This is a genomic window from Corynebacterium sp. MSK071 (genome assembly GCF_030232125.1).
Lineage (GTDB): Bacteria > Actinomycetota > Actinomycetes > Mycobacteriales > Mycobacteriaceae > Corynebacterium > Corynebacterium kefirresidentii.
Window position 1 is genome coordinate 106,353 of the sequence record NZ_JASPJA010000003.1, and the last position, 16,045, is coordinate 122,397.

17 protein-coding genes are annotated in these 16,045 nt (G+C 57.4%); 15 read left to right on the forward strand and 2 right to left on the reverse strand.

The window, feature by feature from the left end; genetic code table 11:
- Positions 1–75 precede the first annotated feature (75 nt).
- The 10 genes from QP990_RS03140 (at position 76) to QP990_RS03185 (ending at position 10,069) form a co-directional block, all read left to right on the forward strand.
- Positions 76–2,409 (forward strand): Tex family protein, encoded by a 2,334-nt coding sequence (locus QP990_RS03140; RefSeq protein WP_284798384.1) that lies wholly within the window; start codon positions 76–78, stop codon positions 2,407–2,409.
- A 364-nt stretch (positions 2,410–2,773) separates the two neighbouring features.
- The gene (gene rplS / locus QP990_RS03145; protein ID WP_005325245.1) at positions 2,774–3,118 is read left to right on the forward strand and encodes a 50S ribosomal protein L19; all 345 of its coding nucleotides are present in this window, start codon (positions 2,774–2,776) and stop codon (positions 3,116–3,118) included.
- 185 nt (positions 3,119–3,303) lie between these two features.
- Positions 3,304–4,107 carry a signal peptidase I gene (gene lepB / locus QP990_RS03150; protein WP_284798386.1) on the forward strand — a complete coding sequence of 268 codons (804 nt, stop codon included), beginning with the start codon at positions 3,304–3,306 and terminating at the stop codon, positions 4,105–4,107.
- A complete protein-coding gene (gene lepB / locus QP990_RS03155; protein ID WP_200288918.1) occupies positions 4,085–4,822 on the forward strand; it encodes a signal peptidase I in 738 nt (245 codons plus the stop codon). The genes lepB (QP990_RS03150) and lepB (QP990_RS03155) overlap by 23 nt, the downstream gene beginning before the upstream one ends.
- Positions 4,809–5,450, forward strand: coding sequence for a ribonuclease HII (locus QP990_RS03160; RefSeq protein WP_200288919.1), 642 nt, complete (start codon positions 4,809–4,811; stop codon positions 5,448–5,450). The genes lepB (QP990_RS03155) and QP990_RS03160 overlap by 14 nt, the downstream gene beginning before the upstream one ends.
- Before the next feature lie 62 nt (positions 5,451–5,512).
- Complete coding sequence (locus QP990_RS03165) at positions 5,513–5,818, forward strand: DUF2469 domain-containing protein (protein ID WP_005325239.1); 306 nt, start codon at positions 5,513–5,515, stop codon at positions 5,816–5,818.
- A 172-nt stretch (positions 5,819–5,990) separates the two neighbouring features.
- Positions 5,991–6,389, forward strand: a complete 399-nt coding sequence (locus QP990_RS03170; protein WP_086587468.1) for a YraN family protein — start codon at positions 5,991–5,993, stop codon at positions 6,387–6,389.
- Entirely contained in the window at positions 6,376–7,938 is a 1,563-nt protein-coding gene (locus tag QP990_RS03175) for a YifB family Mg chelatase-like AAA ATPase (RefSeq protein WP_284798391.1), read from the forward strand. The genes QP990_RS03170 and QP990_RS03175 overlap by 14 nt, the downstream gene beginning before the upstream one ends.
- Entirely contained in the window at positions 7,935–9,116 is a 1,182-nt protein-coding gene (gene dprA / locus QP990_RS03180) for a DNA-processing protein DprA (RefSeq protein ID WP_023021297.1), read from the forward strand. Before QP990_RS03175 ends, dprA begins: the two co-directional genes overlap by 4 nt.
- 35 nt (positions 9,117–9,151) lie before the next feature.
- Positions 9,152–10,069, forward strand: a complete 918-nt coding sequence (locus QP990_RS03185; RefSeq protein ID WP_284798392.1) for a tyrosine recombinase XerC — start codon at positions 9,152–9,154, stop codon at positions 10,067–10,069.
- Here QP990_RS03185 and QP990_RS03190 read toward each other — a convergent pair.
- Positions 10,066–10,587 carry a M23 family metallopeptidase gene (locus QP990_RS03190; protein WP_284798393.1) on the reverse strand — a complete coding sequence of 174 codons (522 nt, stop codon included), beginning with the start codon at positions 10,585–10,587 and terminating at the stop codon, positions 10,066–10,068. The genes QP990_RS03185 and QP990_RS03190 overlap by 4 nt on opposite strands.
- 378 nt (positions 10,588–10,965) lie before the next feature.
- Here QP990_RS03190 and rpsB point away from each other — a divergent pair, with 378 nt between their 5' ends.
- The 5 genes from rpsB (at position 10,966) to QP990_RS03215 (ending at position 15,525) form a co-directional block, all read left to right on the forward strand.
- A complete protein-coding gene (gene rpsB / locus QP990_RS03195) occupies positions 10,966–11,799 on the forward strand; it encodes a 30S ribosomal protein S2 (RefSeq protein WP_005325233.1) in 834 nt (277 codons plus the stop codon).
- Between the two features lie 300 nt (positions 11,800–12,099).
- A complete protein-coding gene (gene tsf / locus QP990_RS03200) occupies positions 12,100–12,912 on the forward strand; it encodes a translation elongation factor Ts (protein ID WP_023021300.1) in 813 nt (270 codons plus the stop codon).
- 267 nt (positions 12,913–13,179) lie between these two features.
- Positions 13,180–13,866 (forward strand): UMP kinase, encoded by a 687-nt coding sequence (gene pyrH / locus QP990_RS03205; RefSeq protein WP_023027755.1) that lies wholly within the window; start codon positions 13,180–13,182, stop codon positions 13,864–13,866.
- Positions 13,867–13,937: 71 nt separating this feature from the next.
- Positions 13,938–14,495 (forward strand): ribosome recycling factor, encoded by a 558-nt coding sequence (gene frr / locus QP990_RS03210; RefSeq protein ID WP_023021301.1) that lies wholly within the window; start codon positions 13,938–13,940, stop codon positions 14,493–14,495.
- 151 nt (positions 14,496–14,646) lie between these two features.
- A complete protein-coding gene (locus QP990_RS03215) occupies positions 14,647–15,525 on the forward strand; it encodes a phosphatidate cytidylyltransferase (protein ID WP_023021302.1) in 879 nt (292 codons plus the stop codon).
- An 87-nt stretch (positions 15,526–15,612) separates the two neighbouring features.
- Here QP990_RS03215 and QP990_RS03220 read toward each other — a convergent pair whose 3' ends face one another.
- Positions 15,613–16,020, reverse strand: coding sequence for a lipopolysaccharide assembly LapA domain-containing protein (locus QP990_RS03220; protein ID WP_284798396.1), 408 nt, complete (start codon positions 16,018–16,020; stop codon positions 15,613–15,615).
- Positions 16,021–16,045 lie beyond the last annotated feature (25 nt).

Sequence of the window (16,045 nt, forward strand, 5' to 3'; positions counted from 1 at the left end):
GAAGGCGGTGAAGGGGCAGTGCGGTAAATTGGGTGGGTCTAATCCCAAACCTCGAGAAAAGAGTGAGGAGACCACGTGAATATTGCGGCAACCATCGCCGCCGAGCTCAACGTGAAGGAAACACAGATTTCCACCGCGTTGCAGCTCCTTACGGAGGGCAATACCGTGCCTTTTATTGCTCGCTACCGCAAGGAGGCCACCGGCGGGCTGGATGACTCCCAGCTGCGCACTATTGAGGAGCGCGCGAATTACCTGAAGGAATTGCAGGAGCGTAAGGAGACCATCCTTGCGGCGATTGAGGAGCAGGGCAAGCTTAGCGACGCCCTGAAGAAACAAATCCTTGCCTGCGAAACCAAGGCGCGCCTGGAGGACCTGTACCTGCCGTATAAGAAGCGCCGTAAAACTAAGGCGGATATTGCCCGCGAGGCCGGCCTAGAAGAGCTGACCGATAAGCTCATCGCGGATCCTCACGCCACCCCAGAAGATCTAGCGCAGGCCTTCCTTTGCGAGGGCTTTGAAGATACAAAGAAAGCCCTCGACGGCGCCCGCGCCATCCTGGTGGATCGCTTCGCACTGGACGCTGACCTGGTGGGTGAGGTGCGAGAGCGCATGTTTACTGAAGGCGTTATGGGCGCGCACGTCATTGAGAGCAAGGAAGCAGAAGGGGCGAAGTTTAAGGATTACTTCTCCTTCAACGAGTCTTTCCACACATTGCCCTCGCACCGCATTTTGGCGCTCCTGCGGGGCGAGAATGAAGGCGTATTGCAATTGCAGCTTGATGCTGGCGATGACGCGGACTATGAGGACGTTATTGCCTCCCGCTTTGAACTGGATCGCTCCTCCAAGTGGCTTGCTGACGCCGTCCATTGGGGCTGGCGCACCAAGCTTTATATTTCCTCCAGCCTGGATGTACGTATGCGCCTGAAAGAAGTGGCAGAGGAAGGTGCGCTCAAGATTTTTGCCACCAATTTGCGGGACGTGCTACTTGCTGCGCCGGCAGGTCAGCGTGCCACCATCGGACTGGATCCGGGATACCGCAATGGCGTCAAGTGTGCGGTTGTGGACAAAACCGGCAAAGTGCTCGATACCACTATTGTCTACCCGCACCAGCCGCAGAATCAGTGGAGCCAGGCGCTACAGACCTTGTCTACCTTGTGCGCCAAGCATTCGGTGGACCTTATGGCCATCGGAAATGGTACTGCCTCCCGTGAGACCGAGAAGCTCGCCCAGGAGATTGCGGACCTCATCAAACAGGCCGGAGGCCAGCGTCCCACGCCCGTCGTAGTCTCAGAGTCCGGCGCTTCGGTGTATTCTGCCTCGCAGCTGGCGGCGGAGGAATTCCCCGATATGGATGTCTCGCTGCGTGGTGCAGTCTCCATCGCTCGTCGTTTGCAGGATCCTCTGGCGGAGCTGGTAAAGATCGATCCGAAGGCTATTGGGGTGGGGCAGTATCAGCACGATGTTAACCAGACCGCGCTCGCTCGCACCCTTGATGGTGTGGTGGAAAGTGCCGTGAACGGCGTGGGCGTGGATCTCAACACTGCTTCCGTCCCGCTGCTGGAGCGGGTGGCTGGAGTTAATTCCACCATCGCTGCCAATATTGTGGCTTACCGCAATGAAAACGGCTCCTTTGCTTCCCGTAAGGAACTGAAGAAGGTGCCGCGTCTCGGACCTAAGGCGTTTGAGCAGTCAGCCGGCTTCCTTCGCATCAATGGCGGCACCGATCCATTGGATGCCTCCGCCGTGCACCCTGAGGCTTATCCAGTTGTCTCCCGCATTGCGGAAAAGACCGGTCTGGGCATTTCCGAGCTTATTGGCAATACCCGCGTACTTTCCAAGCTGGCCCCAGCAGATTTTGCAGATGAGACCTTTGGTATCCCTACGGTGACCGATATCATCGCTGAGCTGGATAAACCCGGCCGCGACCCGCGTCCGGAATTTAAGACCGCAACCTTCAAAGAGGGGGTACATAAGGTCTCCGATCTCACCCCGGGAATGATCCTTGAGGGCACAGTTACCAACGTGGCGGCCTTTGGCGCTTTTGTCGACGTAGGAGTACATCAGGACGGCCTCGTCCATGTTTCTGCCATGAGCCATAAGTTCGTCTCTGATCCGCACGAGGTTGTGCGCTCTGGCCAAGTGGTCAAGGTAAAAGTCATGGAGGTCGACGTCGAGCGGCAGCGCATCGGTTTGTCTTTGCGCCTCGATGATGAACCGGGGCAGCAGGCTCCCAAGCGCCGTGGCGATGCGCAACATGCCGCAAACTCTGCCGCCAGGGGAGAAGGGAAGCGCTCCGGACACAAATCCGGGCGCGGTTCCCGAGGTGGCTCGCGCGGCCGCACTGGCGGTCGAGGTGGCTCCGGCGGTGGTGGTGCCATGGCTGATGCCCTGAAGAAAGCAGGCTTTTAGCCGCCGTGGGCTAGCCTTTTTGCCTGCTGCTTTTGCTTCCATCGTTGCCTACGGTGGGAGCTTTTGCAGTCCGGAGGGAGGATTCTGCCACGATGTTGTCGGAACCATGATGCGGGCGAGGTGGAACCCATCCAATCACCTGCGCAAACTTCACCTAGCGGTGGTGGGGGCGGCCGCTTAGCAGTTTCCCTCCTAAGCTGCGGCGGCGTAGCTTGGGCGGGGGAGAGAAAGAAGTGCCGGGAAGGAAATTTGGTTCCTGCAGGTACATATGGAAAAATAGGTGACCGTTCTATGTAACGGGCACGAACCGGTTAGGCTTAGCGCCGCTAGGGTCCTCTGTCCCAAACTGAAAAGGAATATTGGCATGTCCAACATTATTGACAAGGTCGATGCAGCACAGCTGCGCGACGATATCCCGTCCTTTCGCCCAGGCGATACCCTCGACGTAAACGTAAAGGTTATCGAGGGCAACAACGAGCGTGCACAGCTGTTCAAGGGCATCTGCATCCGTCGTCAGGGCTCCGGCATCCGTGAGACCTTCACCGTCCGTAAGGTCTCCTTCGGTATCGGCGTTGAGCGTACCTTCCCAGTTCACTCCCCGAACCTGGAGTCCATCAAGGTCTCCCGCCGCGGCCGCGTCCGCCGTGCGAAGCTGTACTACCTGCGCGATCTGCGCGGTAAGAAGGCTCGCATCAAGGAGCGTCGCTAGTAGTAGTGCGCTGCGCGCCACCATCCCCCTTGCACCCTTGTGGGCGCAAGGGGGATTTTTGTGCCTATTGCCAGCTATTTCCTGGTGTCAGCCGGCAGGCTTTAACCGGATAGTTGCCTGTGAATTCTCCAGCCGCGAGGGGGATAAGGCGGGAACCGGGACGTGGGGTTGCTAGGATTTAGCGCGTGAATAAAGACAGCATCTCGCAGGAACAGTCGCCTGAAGGTGAGGGGGCCAACCCCGTAGAGGGGATCGCCTCCCCGCAAGGCGAAGGGGCAACCAAGAAAAAAGACATGCCGTGGCTGCTGGAAACCCTTCTGGTCGTGGCAACGGTCCTTGTTATCGTGGGCCTTTTCCAGAACTTTATCGGACGGCAGTATGTGATCCCTTCCGGCTCGATGGAGCCGACACTGCATGGCTGCGAGGGCTGTACGAATGACCGTATCTTTACGGAAAAGATCTCCTATTACGGCGATGGAGAGCCAGAACCAGGCGATGTTGTCGTCTTCAAAGGCACCGAGGACTGGAATTCCAGCTATGTCTCGCCGCGCTCGTCCAACCCGGTAATCCACGGGGTGCAGGATGCATTGAGCTTTGTATCCTTGGCGCCGCCCGATGAAAATACCCTGGTTAAGCGCGTGATTGCCACCGGTGGGCAGACAGTGTCTTGCCAGGAGGGTGATTCTGCAATCATGGTTGATGGCAAGCCCATCGAGCAAGACTACGTGCAAGACCCGCCAACGTACCCGGTAGATAAGTCGACAGGCTCGGAAGCTTGTGGAGGCCCGTACTTTGGTCCCGTGGAAGTACCGGAGGGCAATATCTGGGTCATGGGTGATAATCGCACGGCCTCGGCAGATTCTCGCTATCACATGACCGATAAATTCCACGGCACAGTACCGGTGGAAAATGTCCGCGGCAAGGTGAAGTTCGTCTTCTGGCCGTTTACCCGCATCGGTGGCATCGATGACCCGGACATCCAGGAATAAACCTTCTTCCCAACGCCTGCGCACCCGGGATTTTTTCTTCCCCGTGGTGGCAGGTTTTGTCCTGCTGGTGCTCTTACAAGCATTGGTGGGACGGATGTATGTCATTCCTTCTGCGTCGATGGAACCTACTCTGCATGGTTGTCCCGGCTGCGAAAACGATCGCATCGCAGTGCAGAAGGTCAGCTATTACTTCACAGACCCACAACCTGGGGAGGTGGTTGTCTTCGAAGGGCCGGAGTCGTGGAATAACGAGTTTCAGGTCACACGCTCGCGCAATATTATTGTGCGAGGTGCGCAGAATGCTTTGGCGGCAGTTGGGCTTTTGCCCAACGGGGAAAATATCCTCGTCAAGCGGGTAATTGCTACCGGCGGACAAACGGTGAGCTGTGAGGCTGGTGATCCTTCGGTGATGGTGGATGGTCAGCCGATTGATCAATCATTCGTGCTTGATCCACCGGAGATTCCCGTAGACCCCGGTGTTGGCTCCCAGGAGTGTGGCGGCGAGTACTTCGGCCCCGTCACCGTCCCGGAGGGGCATCTCTGGGTAATGGGAGATAATCGCACCAACTCCCTCGATTCGCGTGCGCACTTGGGCGATAACCTACAAGGCACCGTGCCAGTGGACAATATTCGCGGCCGAGTTGAGGCTGTCATCTTGCCTCTGTCGCGGTGGGGTGGGGTGGAACACCCAGAGATTTCGCATGCGGCGGCTTAAGCAACGACGCACCTATGAGCTGGCTTTGAGCAAGGCTGGGCTCGGGCCGGTGGCTGGAGTGGATGAGGCCGGGCGCGGCGCGTGTTGCGGGCCAATCACCATCGCGGCCTGCATTATGCCTAATCGCCCGATCAAGGAGCTGGCGGAGCTTAGCGATTCCAAAAAACTGACTCCCCGGCAGCGCGAGCGGCTCTTTCCACTCATTAAGGACAAGGCTGTGGACTGGTCTGTGGTGCACATTAGCGCGGGGGACATCGATAAGCGCGGCATCCAGCACGCTAATATTTCCGGTATGCGCAGGGCGGTAGCACGCCTGGATATCCGCCCAGGCTATGTGCTTAGCGACGCCCTCTTTATCCCCGGCCTTACCCAACCCCAGCTGCCCATCATCGGCGGCGATGCAGCCGCGCGGTGTATCGCCGCGGCAAGTGTCTTGGCAAAAGTGAGTCGCGACCACCTGATGCGCGACCTTGATGCGCGCTATCCCGGCTATGAATTGGCCAAGCACAAAGGCTATGGGACTAAGGCACACGAGGCTGCAATTTCGGCGCTTGGAGCGTGCCCGGAACACCGGATGAGCTATGACAATGTCCGCCGCGCTCATGCGGAGTTCGCCGCGCGTGCCTAGCTAGAATCTAGCCTCCTGCGCGCTAAGCTTAAGCGAGCTAACCCACAACCTGGAGGTCCACCGTGAGTGCAGAGGAACTCGATAACTACGAGGCTGAGGTAGAGCTGTCCCTCTACCGCGAGTACCGAGACGTTGTCAGTCAGTTTTCCTATGTCGTTGAAACTGAGCGGCGCTTTTACCTGGCTAATGCGGTAGAGCTCATTCCGCATACCTCTGGACCTGATGTGTACTACGAGGTGCGCATGTCCGATGCTTGGGTATGGGATATGTACCGCTCCGCCCGCTTTGTGCGCTATGTTCGCGTCATTACCTACAAGGACGTCAATATCGAAGAGCTGGATAAGCCTGAATTCATGATGCCGGAGTAATTTTGTCAACTCGGCACTACAAGCGTTGTGCCCTGGTTGTGGATAACAGTGCCTCGAAGCATAGTTATCCACAGCCTGGGCACTTTCCGTTTTGTACACCTTGTGCACCCCATGCTAGCTGCGGTGTTCTGTGCAGGCCGATGAATTTCACGACGCACAAGGATAAACTGCAATGCAATTTAGTTCAGAACACCACCTAGCCACGAAGAAGCCTCGCCATAAGCAAGTCTTAGGGAAAAGGGGAGAAGCCTTCGCCGCGCGCTACCTCCGTGAACGCGGGGCCGAAATTATTGCCGCTAATGTCTCTTATAGGGTAGGAGAAATTGACCTCATCGCGCGCGAGGCGGACGGAACCATCGTCTTTGTTGAGGTTAAAACGCGCGCTACTCCCAGCTTCGGGGTAGCAGAAGCCGTAACCCCGCAGAAGCTAGCGCGCCTTCGCAAGGCTGCAGCGCAGTGGCTCGATGGAAAGCCACTGTCTTCGGTGCGATTCGACGTTATAACGTTGTTGGAGCGCGGGCAGGGATTTGCGCTAGAACACTTCAAGGGGGTTGAAGATGGCTCTAGGTAATTGCTTAACGATGTCCCTCAACGGAGTTCTAGCACAGCTAGTCGATGTAGAAGCGAACGTTGGCCACGGCCTGCCAGGGATACATGTTGTGGGGCAGACGGATACCGCGATCTCTGAATCGCGGGATAGGATCAAGACTGCAGCCTTTAACTCCCACCTTCCTTGGCCCAAGACCAAGGTGGTCGTCTCGATGTCTCCAGCGTCGCTTCCCAAATCCGGTTCCCACTTTGACTTACCCATAGCGCTCGCGATCCTGGCGGCGCAGGCAGAAGGTGACTTTCCGCGCTTTGGCAATTCGCCTTCGCCCGCGAGGCGGCTGCAGCGCACCTTGGTTTTGGGAGAGCTCGGTCTCGACGGATCCGTTCGGCCCGTCGCAGGTATTATTCCGGCCCTCCTAGCCGCAAGGGAGCAGGGAATATCAACTCTTATCGTGCCGCCGGGTAACGCAGCCGAGGCAACCTTGGTGCCGGATTTGGACGTACTCGTCGCAGCATCTTTGAAAGAGGCTTTTAGCTGGGCGTGCGGAAACCGAGGGTTACCGCAGGCGGCGAGTTTTTCTGGCTCGCTCGAAGCTGCGCCTGCAGCCACGATGCGCTTGGACTTTTGCGATATCGCGGGCCAAGCTAATGCAAAATGGGCCGCCGAGGTTGCTGCGGCCGGTGGGCACCACCTTATGATGATTGGCCCTCCCGGGGCGGGAAAGTCCATGATTGCCTCCCGTCTGCCCACCATCCTGCCTACACTTACCCCGGATCAGCAGGTAGAGACCACCGCGATTCATTCGCTTACCGGAACGCCAGGTGAGGTCATTGAGCATGCTCCGTTTATCGCCCCGCATGCCTCGGTTACTCGGGCCGCGCTGCTGGGTGGCGGATCCGGGCATCCGCGCCCAGGAGCGGTAAGCCTGGCTCACAATGGTGTGCTCTTCCTCGACGAGGTCAGCGAGGTTGCCGCACCGGTACTCGATGGCCTGCGTGCCCCGTTGGAAGAAGGGCAAGTACGGCTTGCGCGCTCGCGCCGAGAAGTTATCTATCCTGCTCGCTTCCAACTGGTCATGGCAGCAAACCCGTGTAGGTGCTCGGCAGAAGATCCTTCGCAGTGCAGGTGTAACCCCCACGAGCGCATGAACTATCTGTCCAACCTCTCCGGTCCGCTCCGGGACCGTCTAGATATGGTGGTCACCTTAAGTGGGCAGGCGGCGACGATTAACGCGGAGGGCGAAGAAGACTCCGCAGTCATTGCCGAGCGAGTTGCCGCTGCCCGCGAGCGTGCCGCTGCGCGGTGGTGGGCGGATGGCATTTCCGCGCGGACCAATGGCGAGGTCCCTTCGTCCTACTTGCGCCGAAAGCGGCCGGCTGCAGATGCTGCAATGGTCATGTTGTCCGCCTACCTGGCGGAAGGCGAAATTTCCCAGCGCGGGGTGGACCGTGTGCTCAGGCTTTCGTGGACCTTAGCTGATTTAGCAGGAAAGATGCAGCCGGACTTGGATGAGGTGGGACGCGCACTCGACCTGCGTGGCTCCATCAACGCGGGAAGGCTCGCGGCATGAGCGAATTAGATCTCTCCACCCCTTATGCCACCTGGGTATACCTCAACCGCGTGGTAGAAGGCCCTTCCGCTGCCTTGCAGGCCCTGCTTACGCAGTATCCGGCCGAGGAAATCGCCCATGGAATCTACCATCGTGCCGAATGGATAGGACCGCTGCTTGCGCGCACGGCCTCCCGTTATGATTGGCTGCGTCAAGCGGAGGATATGGCAGCAGCAGAACGCGTTGGGGCTCGGCTCATCACGGCAGAAAGCCCAGAATGGCCAACGGAGGAGTTTGATTCCGCATTCGGCTTTTATCAAAACAGCGGGGAAGCCCCAGCTACCTTTGATGACCAAGCACTGCCGCCGCACAGCCTCTGGGTGCGTGGCGCCCCTGTGAAGCAGGAGGTTGCTCAGGCTGTAGCGATTGTTGGCACTCGCGCCATTTCTCGCTATGGCTGGCAGGCAACCCAAAACGTAGTGTCCGGATTGGTTCAACACGAATGGACTCCTATATCTGGCGGCGCCCTAGGCGTTGATACCGTGGCGCATGAAACTGCTTTGCACAACAACGGGCACACGGTAGCTATAGCAGCGTGCGGCATCGATAGGGACTATCCGGCTCGCAATGCCAACCTATTTGCCAAGATCGCGGATAACGGGTGCGTTATTTCTGAATTCGCACCGGAAACCGCACCGAAGCGACACCGGTTCCTAACGCGCAATCGTTTAGTAGCAGCACTCAGTCACGGCACCGTAGTTATGGAGGCGGCTTTTCGATCCGGCGCACTTAATACTCTCAACTGGGCAGAAGCGCTAGGACGCGTGGCCATGGCTGTACCGGGGCCGATAACCACTAGCGGCTCGCTGGGCTGTCACCAGCGCATTCAGGAAGGCCGTGCACAGTTGGTCACCAGCGCCGATGAAATTCGCGCCTTAGTCAGCCGCGCCGGGGAAGTAGATCCAGGTGCACAATATGAAATCAATTTTGCGGCAACAATGACACAACGTCTCTCCCGCAATGAGTTGCGAGTCTTTGATGCAACACCGCCGCCAGGCCAAGAAAAAGCTACGGCAGAGGACATTGCCCGCGACGCCGGATTTCGTCTGCCGTTGACAGTTCACCTTTTATTGGCGTTAGAGAAGATGTGTGTCGTTGTCCGCCACGGCAATACCTGGGCGCGCCGGGAAACGGAATAGATCGCCCCAGCGAAAGGCGAGTACACTGCTGTGACATGAGTGAAGATGGAGTTTCCGCGAAGGCGCCGGATATTCAAGGGCAGATGGCTGAGGCTATCGAGGATTTCGTGGATTTCCAACTGCACGTGAAAGGCCGTGCGGAGGCAACGGTACGTGGGTATCGCTCAGATCTGCGCGACCTTGCTCGCAGCGTTCCTACCTTTGCGGAATTTAACCTCAACAGCCTGCGCCAATGGCTGGCAGAGGCCGTAGCGGAAGGAAAGTCGCGCTCCACCTTGGCGCGTCGCACCGCAGCGGCCAAAGGGTTTTCCACTTGGGCAGTGCGCGAAGGGCACCTCGAGCGAGATGTAGCCGCACGGCTAGTCACGCCCAAGGTAGGCCGCCACCTACCGACGGTTCTATCCCCCGAGCAGGCCGGTGCGCTCATGGGCAATGCGGTTTCTGCAGACGAAGCTCACTTCCTGCGCGATAGTGCCATCTTGGAGTTGCTGTATGCCTCCGGGATGCGCGTGGCGGAGCTGGTGCGCCTAGACCTGAGCGATATTGATTTTTATCGCGGCACCTTGCACGTAACCGGTAAGGGAGATAAGCAGCGCGTGGTGCCTTTTGGTCATGCGGCGGACGACGCCTTGCGGCAGTGGATAGAAAAGGGCCGTGGACAACTCGCTGAGGAAGGAACTAAAGCCGTATTCGTAGGCAGCAGGGGAGGGCGCATTGACCAGCGCCAGGTGCGGCGCATTGTGGATAGGGCCGCCAAAGTTAGCGGTGCACAAGGGCTTACCCCGCACGGAGTGCGGCACTCGTCTGCCACCCACCTCCTAGAAGGCGGGGCAGATTTGCGGGTTGTGCAAGAACTATTGGGGCATTCCTCGCTTAATACCACGCAGATCTATACCCACGTATCTGCGCAAAGATTGCAACGCGTATATAACCAGGCGCATCCTCGAGCTTAAAGTGGCTTGAGGCGTATCACTGGCATATTCAGCAAGGTTAAAGGATCGATATAGGTATCTTTTGCAATGAGGGCGCCCCAGTGCAGGCCGGGATAGCCATCGACGGGATTGCCCAAGCGGCCAATGACTTGTCCTTCGCGAACTTCTTGGCCTTGTTTTACGGTGCCGTGTACGGGCTGATAAGTCGTCCTTACCCCGTCTGCATGGGTGATGGAAACGACCGGTTTTCCTGCCACCGTGCCGACAAACGCGACAACGCCATCTTCAGCGGCTACCACCGGAGAACCCACGGCAAGGGCCATGTCTACACCGCGGTGGCCGGGACTCCACTTTTGTTCGGGAGCTTCAAACCCGCGCAAAACCCGCGCCGGGTTTGGCTTACCCGAGGCAGGATCAACGTAGGCCGTGGCCGGCGGGCAGCACAGTAGTAGGAGGGAAGAAACGACGAGGAAGGCAGTGGTGGTGAAGGTGGGGCGTCGGAAAGCGGGCTTTGAAAAAGACACAGAAAAATGGCTCATGGGAAAAGCATTAACCAGAGGTGAGCTGTCAGAAAGCCCTTGCCTGTGGGGCTGTGGATTACGAGTAGCGGATGGTCCAATTGGGGTGAATGTGGCGCATGATGCTTAGCAGCTTCGACCCTAGTGTGAATAAGTTGTATTCGGTTTGGAAAAACCAGCGTAGAGGGATTATTCTTTGAGGCAGCAGTGTGTCCACCGTGTGGAGGCATTGACTACGCGCGGCGAAGTTGTCGCTTCCTGCTGGAAGGAAGAGACAGCCTGGCGGCTGACGTGGTCCTTGGAAACAAGGTGTCAGCGGGGCCTTCGTTGCTAGGGTGCGGAATAAAACACCGCACAATTGGAAAACCGAAAGACAAGATAAAAGAAAGCGAGCGAATCATGGCAGTTGTAACCATGCGCGAGCTCCTCGACGCTGGTGTGCACTTTGGCCACCAGACCCGTCGCTGGAATCCGAAGATGCGTCGTTTCATCTTCACTGACCGTAACGGCATCTACATCATCGACCTGCAGCAGACGCTGACCTACATTGACGAGGCTTATGAGTTCGTCAAGGAAACCGTTGCACACGGCGGCACCATCCTGTTCGTTGGTACCAAGAAGCAGGCTCAGGAAGCAGTTGCTGAGGAAGCAACCCGCGTCGGTATGCCTTACGTAAACCACCGCTGGTTGGGCGGCATGCTCACCAACTTCCAGACCGTGTCCAAGCGTCTGAAGCGCATGAAGGAGCTTCAGGCAATGGACGAGCGTGAGGACGGCTACAAGGGCCGCACCAAGAAGGAAGTTCTCATGCTCAACCGTGAGCGCGCCAAGCTCGAGCGCGTTCTGGGCGGCATCTCCGATATGGCTAAGACCCCGTCTGCTCTGTGGATTGTTGATACCAACAAGGAGCACATCGCGGTCAAGGAAGCTCACAAGCTGAACATCCCAGTTGTTGCCATCTTGGACACCAACTGCGACCCGGACGACGTTGACTTCCCGATTCCGGGCAACGACGACGCTATCCGTTCCACCAAGCTGCTTTCTGGCATCGTTGCTTCCGCTGTAGAGGAAGGCAAGAAGGCTCGTGAGGAGCGTCAGCTGGCTGCAGCCAAGGAAGCTGCCGGCGACTCTGCTGAAAAGGAAAAGCGTGACGCTGAGGCGGCTGCCGCAGCTTCCGATCCGGCTTCCGCAGAAAAGTCTGAGGAAGCATCCGCAGACAAGGCCGAGAAGTAATCGTACTTTCTTGGTAGGAACCTTCCTTACCTGCGTTTAACTGAATACCCCACGCACTTTTGGTGTGGGGCAGCAAGGGAGTAATACCTGCCCAAGGCTGTTTACCAACCCCCGCCACCGTGCTCAAACGGCGGCGGGGGTTGGTTTTATCTATGCTGGGTGCTGCTGAAGCCAGCTCCACCTTCATGCATAGGTGAGAAAAGGGGTGGTTTCTGCCACCCTAAAGCGGCGCGATTTCACCGCGTCGACTACGCTGTTTGAACGAACACTGTTTGATTTTCAAGGAGGATCGCCCCAACTATGGCGAACTACACTGCTGCAGACGTCAAGGCACTGCGCGAAGCTACCGGCTCCGGCATGCTCGATTGCAAGAAGGCTCTGGAAGAGTCCAACGGCGACTACGATAAGGCCGTTGAGTACCTGCGCATCAAGGGCGCTAAGAACGTCTCCAAGCGCGCTGACCGCGAGGCAACCGAAGGCCTGATTGCTGTTTCTGGCAACACTATGGTCGAGATCAACTGTGAGACCGACTTCGTTGCTAAGAACGAGGCTTTCAAGACCTTCGCAGCCAAGATTGCTGACGCTGCCGCTGAGGCCAAGGCAAACTCCGCAGACGAACTCAACAACATTGAGATCGACGGCAAGAAGGTTTCCGAGGTAGTGGACGAGGAGTCCGCTAAGACCGGTGAGAAGCTGCAGGCACGCCGTGCAGTTACCGTAGAGGGTGACAATATTGCTGTTTACCTGCACCAGCGTTCCGCTGATTTGCCGCCGGCAGTGGGCGTTCTGGTTTCCTACGAGGGCAACGAGGAAGGCGCTCACGCTGCCGCCCTGCAGATTGCTGCAATGAACGCTGAGTACCTCACCCGCGAAGACGTTCCTGCAGAGATCGTCGAAAAGGAGCGCGAGATCGCTGAGGCCACTACTCGTGAGGAGGGCAAGCCGGAGGCAGCCCTGCCGAAGATCGTGGAAGGCCGCCTGAACGGCTTCTTCAAGTCCATCGTTCTGCTGGAGCAGGCTTCCTTGTCTGATAACAAGAAGACCGTAAAGCAGGTTGCGGAAGAGGCTGGCACCACCATCACTGGCTTCGTTCGCTACGAGGTTGGCGCTTAAGCACGCTCTCGCTTTTAAACCTAGCCCACAAAGGACCGTCCTTTGTGGGCTTTGTTGTGCGCTAATGGGGTGACCGGCGCGAGGTTCTCTCTTCTCTAGGTGCCTTTTTGATGCCTAGCTTAAACCCACCGGGCTGCATCGGCAGGTGGTGTGAGGATGCGAAAGATATATGGGTAAGATGGGGCGGAGATTGAAACTGCCCCGCGTTAAGGAGACGAAGTAGGCGTGACTGCTGCAGATATTAAGCGAACCGGATATAAGCGAGTAATGCTGAAGCTGGGCGGTGAGATGTTCGGCGGCGGTAAGGTCGGTATCGATCCGGATGTGGTTGAAAACGTTGCCCGCCAAATCGCAGAGGTCTCCCGCCAAGGAATCGAGATTGCAGTGGTGATTGGCGGCGGAAACTTCTTCCGCGGCGCGGAGCTATCCCAGCGCGGTATGGACCGGGCACGCTCGGATTACATGGGCATGCTCGGCACGGTAATGAATTCCCTCGCACTGCAGGATTTCCTCAAGCAGCAAGGTGTTGATTGCCGCGTACAGACCTCCATCAACATGGCGCAGATTGCTGAGCCGTACCTGCCGCTGCGTGCTGACCGCCATTTGGAAAAGGGCCGCGTAGTTATCTTCGGCGCTGGCATGGGTATGCCGTACTTCTCCACGGATACCACCGCCGCGCAGCGCGCCTTGGAAATTGGCGCCGAGGTTCTCTTCCTAGCCAAGGCAGTCGACGGCGTCTATTCGGATGACCCGCGCACCAATCCGGATGCGGAGTTGTACTCCGAAATTACCCCGCGTGAGGTCATTGAAAAAGGCCTAAAGGTGGCAGATGCAACGGCCTTTAGCCTGTGCATGGACAATGATATGCCGATTTTGGTCTTTAACCTGTTGGAGGAGGGCAATATTGCCCGCGCAGCTGGCGGTGAAGTTATCGGCACGCTGGTGCAGTCCTAATACTGTAGCGGCTGCGAACCTGCTACCTTTTTATACAGCCACCCCTATTCGTTTAAGGATGATTTAGCCTCATGATCGATGAGATTCAGCTCGAAGCAGAAGAGCACATGACCGCTTCCGTCGAGCACACCCGCGAGCAGCTGGTGACCATTCGTACCGGCCGCGCGAACCCCGCCATGTTCAACGGCTTGGTAGCCGAATACTACGGTGTTCCCACCCCGATTACCCAAATGGCTACCATCTCCGTACCAGAGCCGCGCATGCTGCTCATCAAGCCTTATGAGCAGTCCATGATCCATGAGATTGAAAATTCCATCCGCAACTCGGATTTGGGCGTCAATCCCACCAACGATGGTCAGGTTCTTCGCGTGACTGTCCCGCAGTTGACGGAGGAACGCCGTAAAGAAATGGTGAAGCTGGCTAAGAGCAAGGGTGAGGATGGCAAGATCGCTATCCGTAATATTCGCCGCAAGGCCATGGAGCAGTTGAAGAAGCTGCAAAAGGACGGCGATGCCGGCGAGGACGAAGTCATCGCAGCAGAAAAGGAAATGGAAAAGATTACCTCCGGCTACATCGAGCAGGTAGACAGCTTGGTAGAGAATAAGGAAAACGAGCTGATGGAGGTCTAGGACCTCCGCTTTCTTGCCGCCGTGCCTGTCTCCCCGGCCGGCGGCGCTTTTTCTGTTCCAAGGCCCGCCGCTCCCACAAACGGGGCAGAGCCGGCGGAACTGAGCAAGTTAGCCGGGGAATCACACAAGACAGCGAAAGGAGCCGGTCACGGTGAGTGACGCCATAAACCGCCGATTGCCACAGCCAAAGAATGGTGCAGGCCGCGACTTGCCGGCCGCTATCGGTGTTGGCGTGGGGCTCGGCGCTCTTGTGGTGCTTGCCGTGTGGGCTGGTCCGCTGGCTTGGTATGCGGTCGTAGCGCTTGCAGTAGGCGTTGCCATGTGGGAGGTCCTCAGCCGCCTGCGGGAGCATTCCTACTATGTTCCGCGTACGCTGCTTATCATTCTGGGCCAAGCCATGGTGTGGATCTCATGGCCCCTGGGGGCGCCGGGCTTGGTAGCAGTCTATGTCACCGCGGTGCTGGCACTTATGTTTGGCCGCCTTTTCCATAACGGTCGTCATCGTCCGCCTATCAACTACCTGCGCGATATGTCCGTCGGTATTTTTGTGCTGACGTGGATTCCGCTTTTTGCCACCTTCGCAGCCATGTTGTCGCTGGTGTCGACTCCATTTTCCAGTGGGGCTGCCTCCATCGTCGTCTTTATGCTGTGCGTTGTGGCTTCCGATACCGGCGGATATGTTGCGGGCGTGATGTTTGGTTCGCACCCCATGGCACCTGCGGTGAGCCCTAAAAAATCGTGGGAGGGGTTTTGTGGGTCCATCATCTTCGGCGTGGTGACCGGTGCGCTCACGGTGAAATTTCTTCTCCATCACGATGCCTGGGTGGGTGGCCTGATGGGGCTCGGTCTAGTTATCTGTGCCACCTTGGGAGACTTGGTGGAATCCCAATTTAAGCGCGAGCTGGGTATTAAAGACATGTCGGCATTATTGCCCGGCCACGGCGGCCTCATGGACCGTTTGGATGGCATGCTACCTTCTGCCATGGTCACCTGGGTAGCGATTAGCTTCCTGTCTACGTTTACACCATAGGAACATCAGACAAACAAAAGCCGCCTCTCCCGTATAAACTGCCCGAAAAAGACGGCAGAACAGGGGAGAGGCGGCTTTTATATAGATTTATACCTGCTGCGCTTGCTTGCGTAGCTGGCGACGCAACTCAAACATGCGCCAGCCACCGACTAGCGCCATGATGAGTACGCCGCCGATAGCAAAAATGAGGAAAGCAATTCCGGCGGGGAACTCGCCAGACCAGCCCAGGAAGTTCATGGGAACCTCGTGCTGGTTTTGCCTGATGAACACAATGAGGACAATCAGCAGCAGGAATCCTACGATAAGCGCCATCCACGTGCTGGCCGCGAAAGATCCCTTCGCCTTGCCAGAGGGCTGGGTGGAGTGAGAAGTAGAGTCAGAAACGGCTGGTTCTAGGTCAGAACTAGTCTCCGGTTCAGAAGCGTTCAGCTCCGCCGAGGAGAGGTCTGCGTCGGAAGAAGAAAAATCATCTGCAGGATAATTTGGATTTGTCATGTATCCATTATTTCTTTAATCCTGT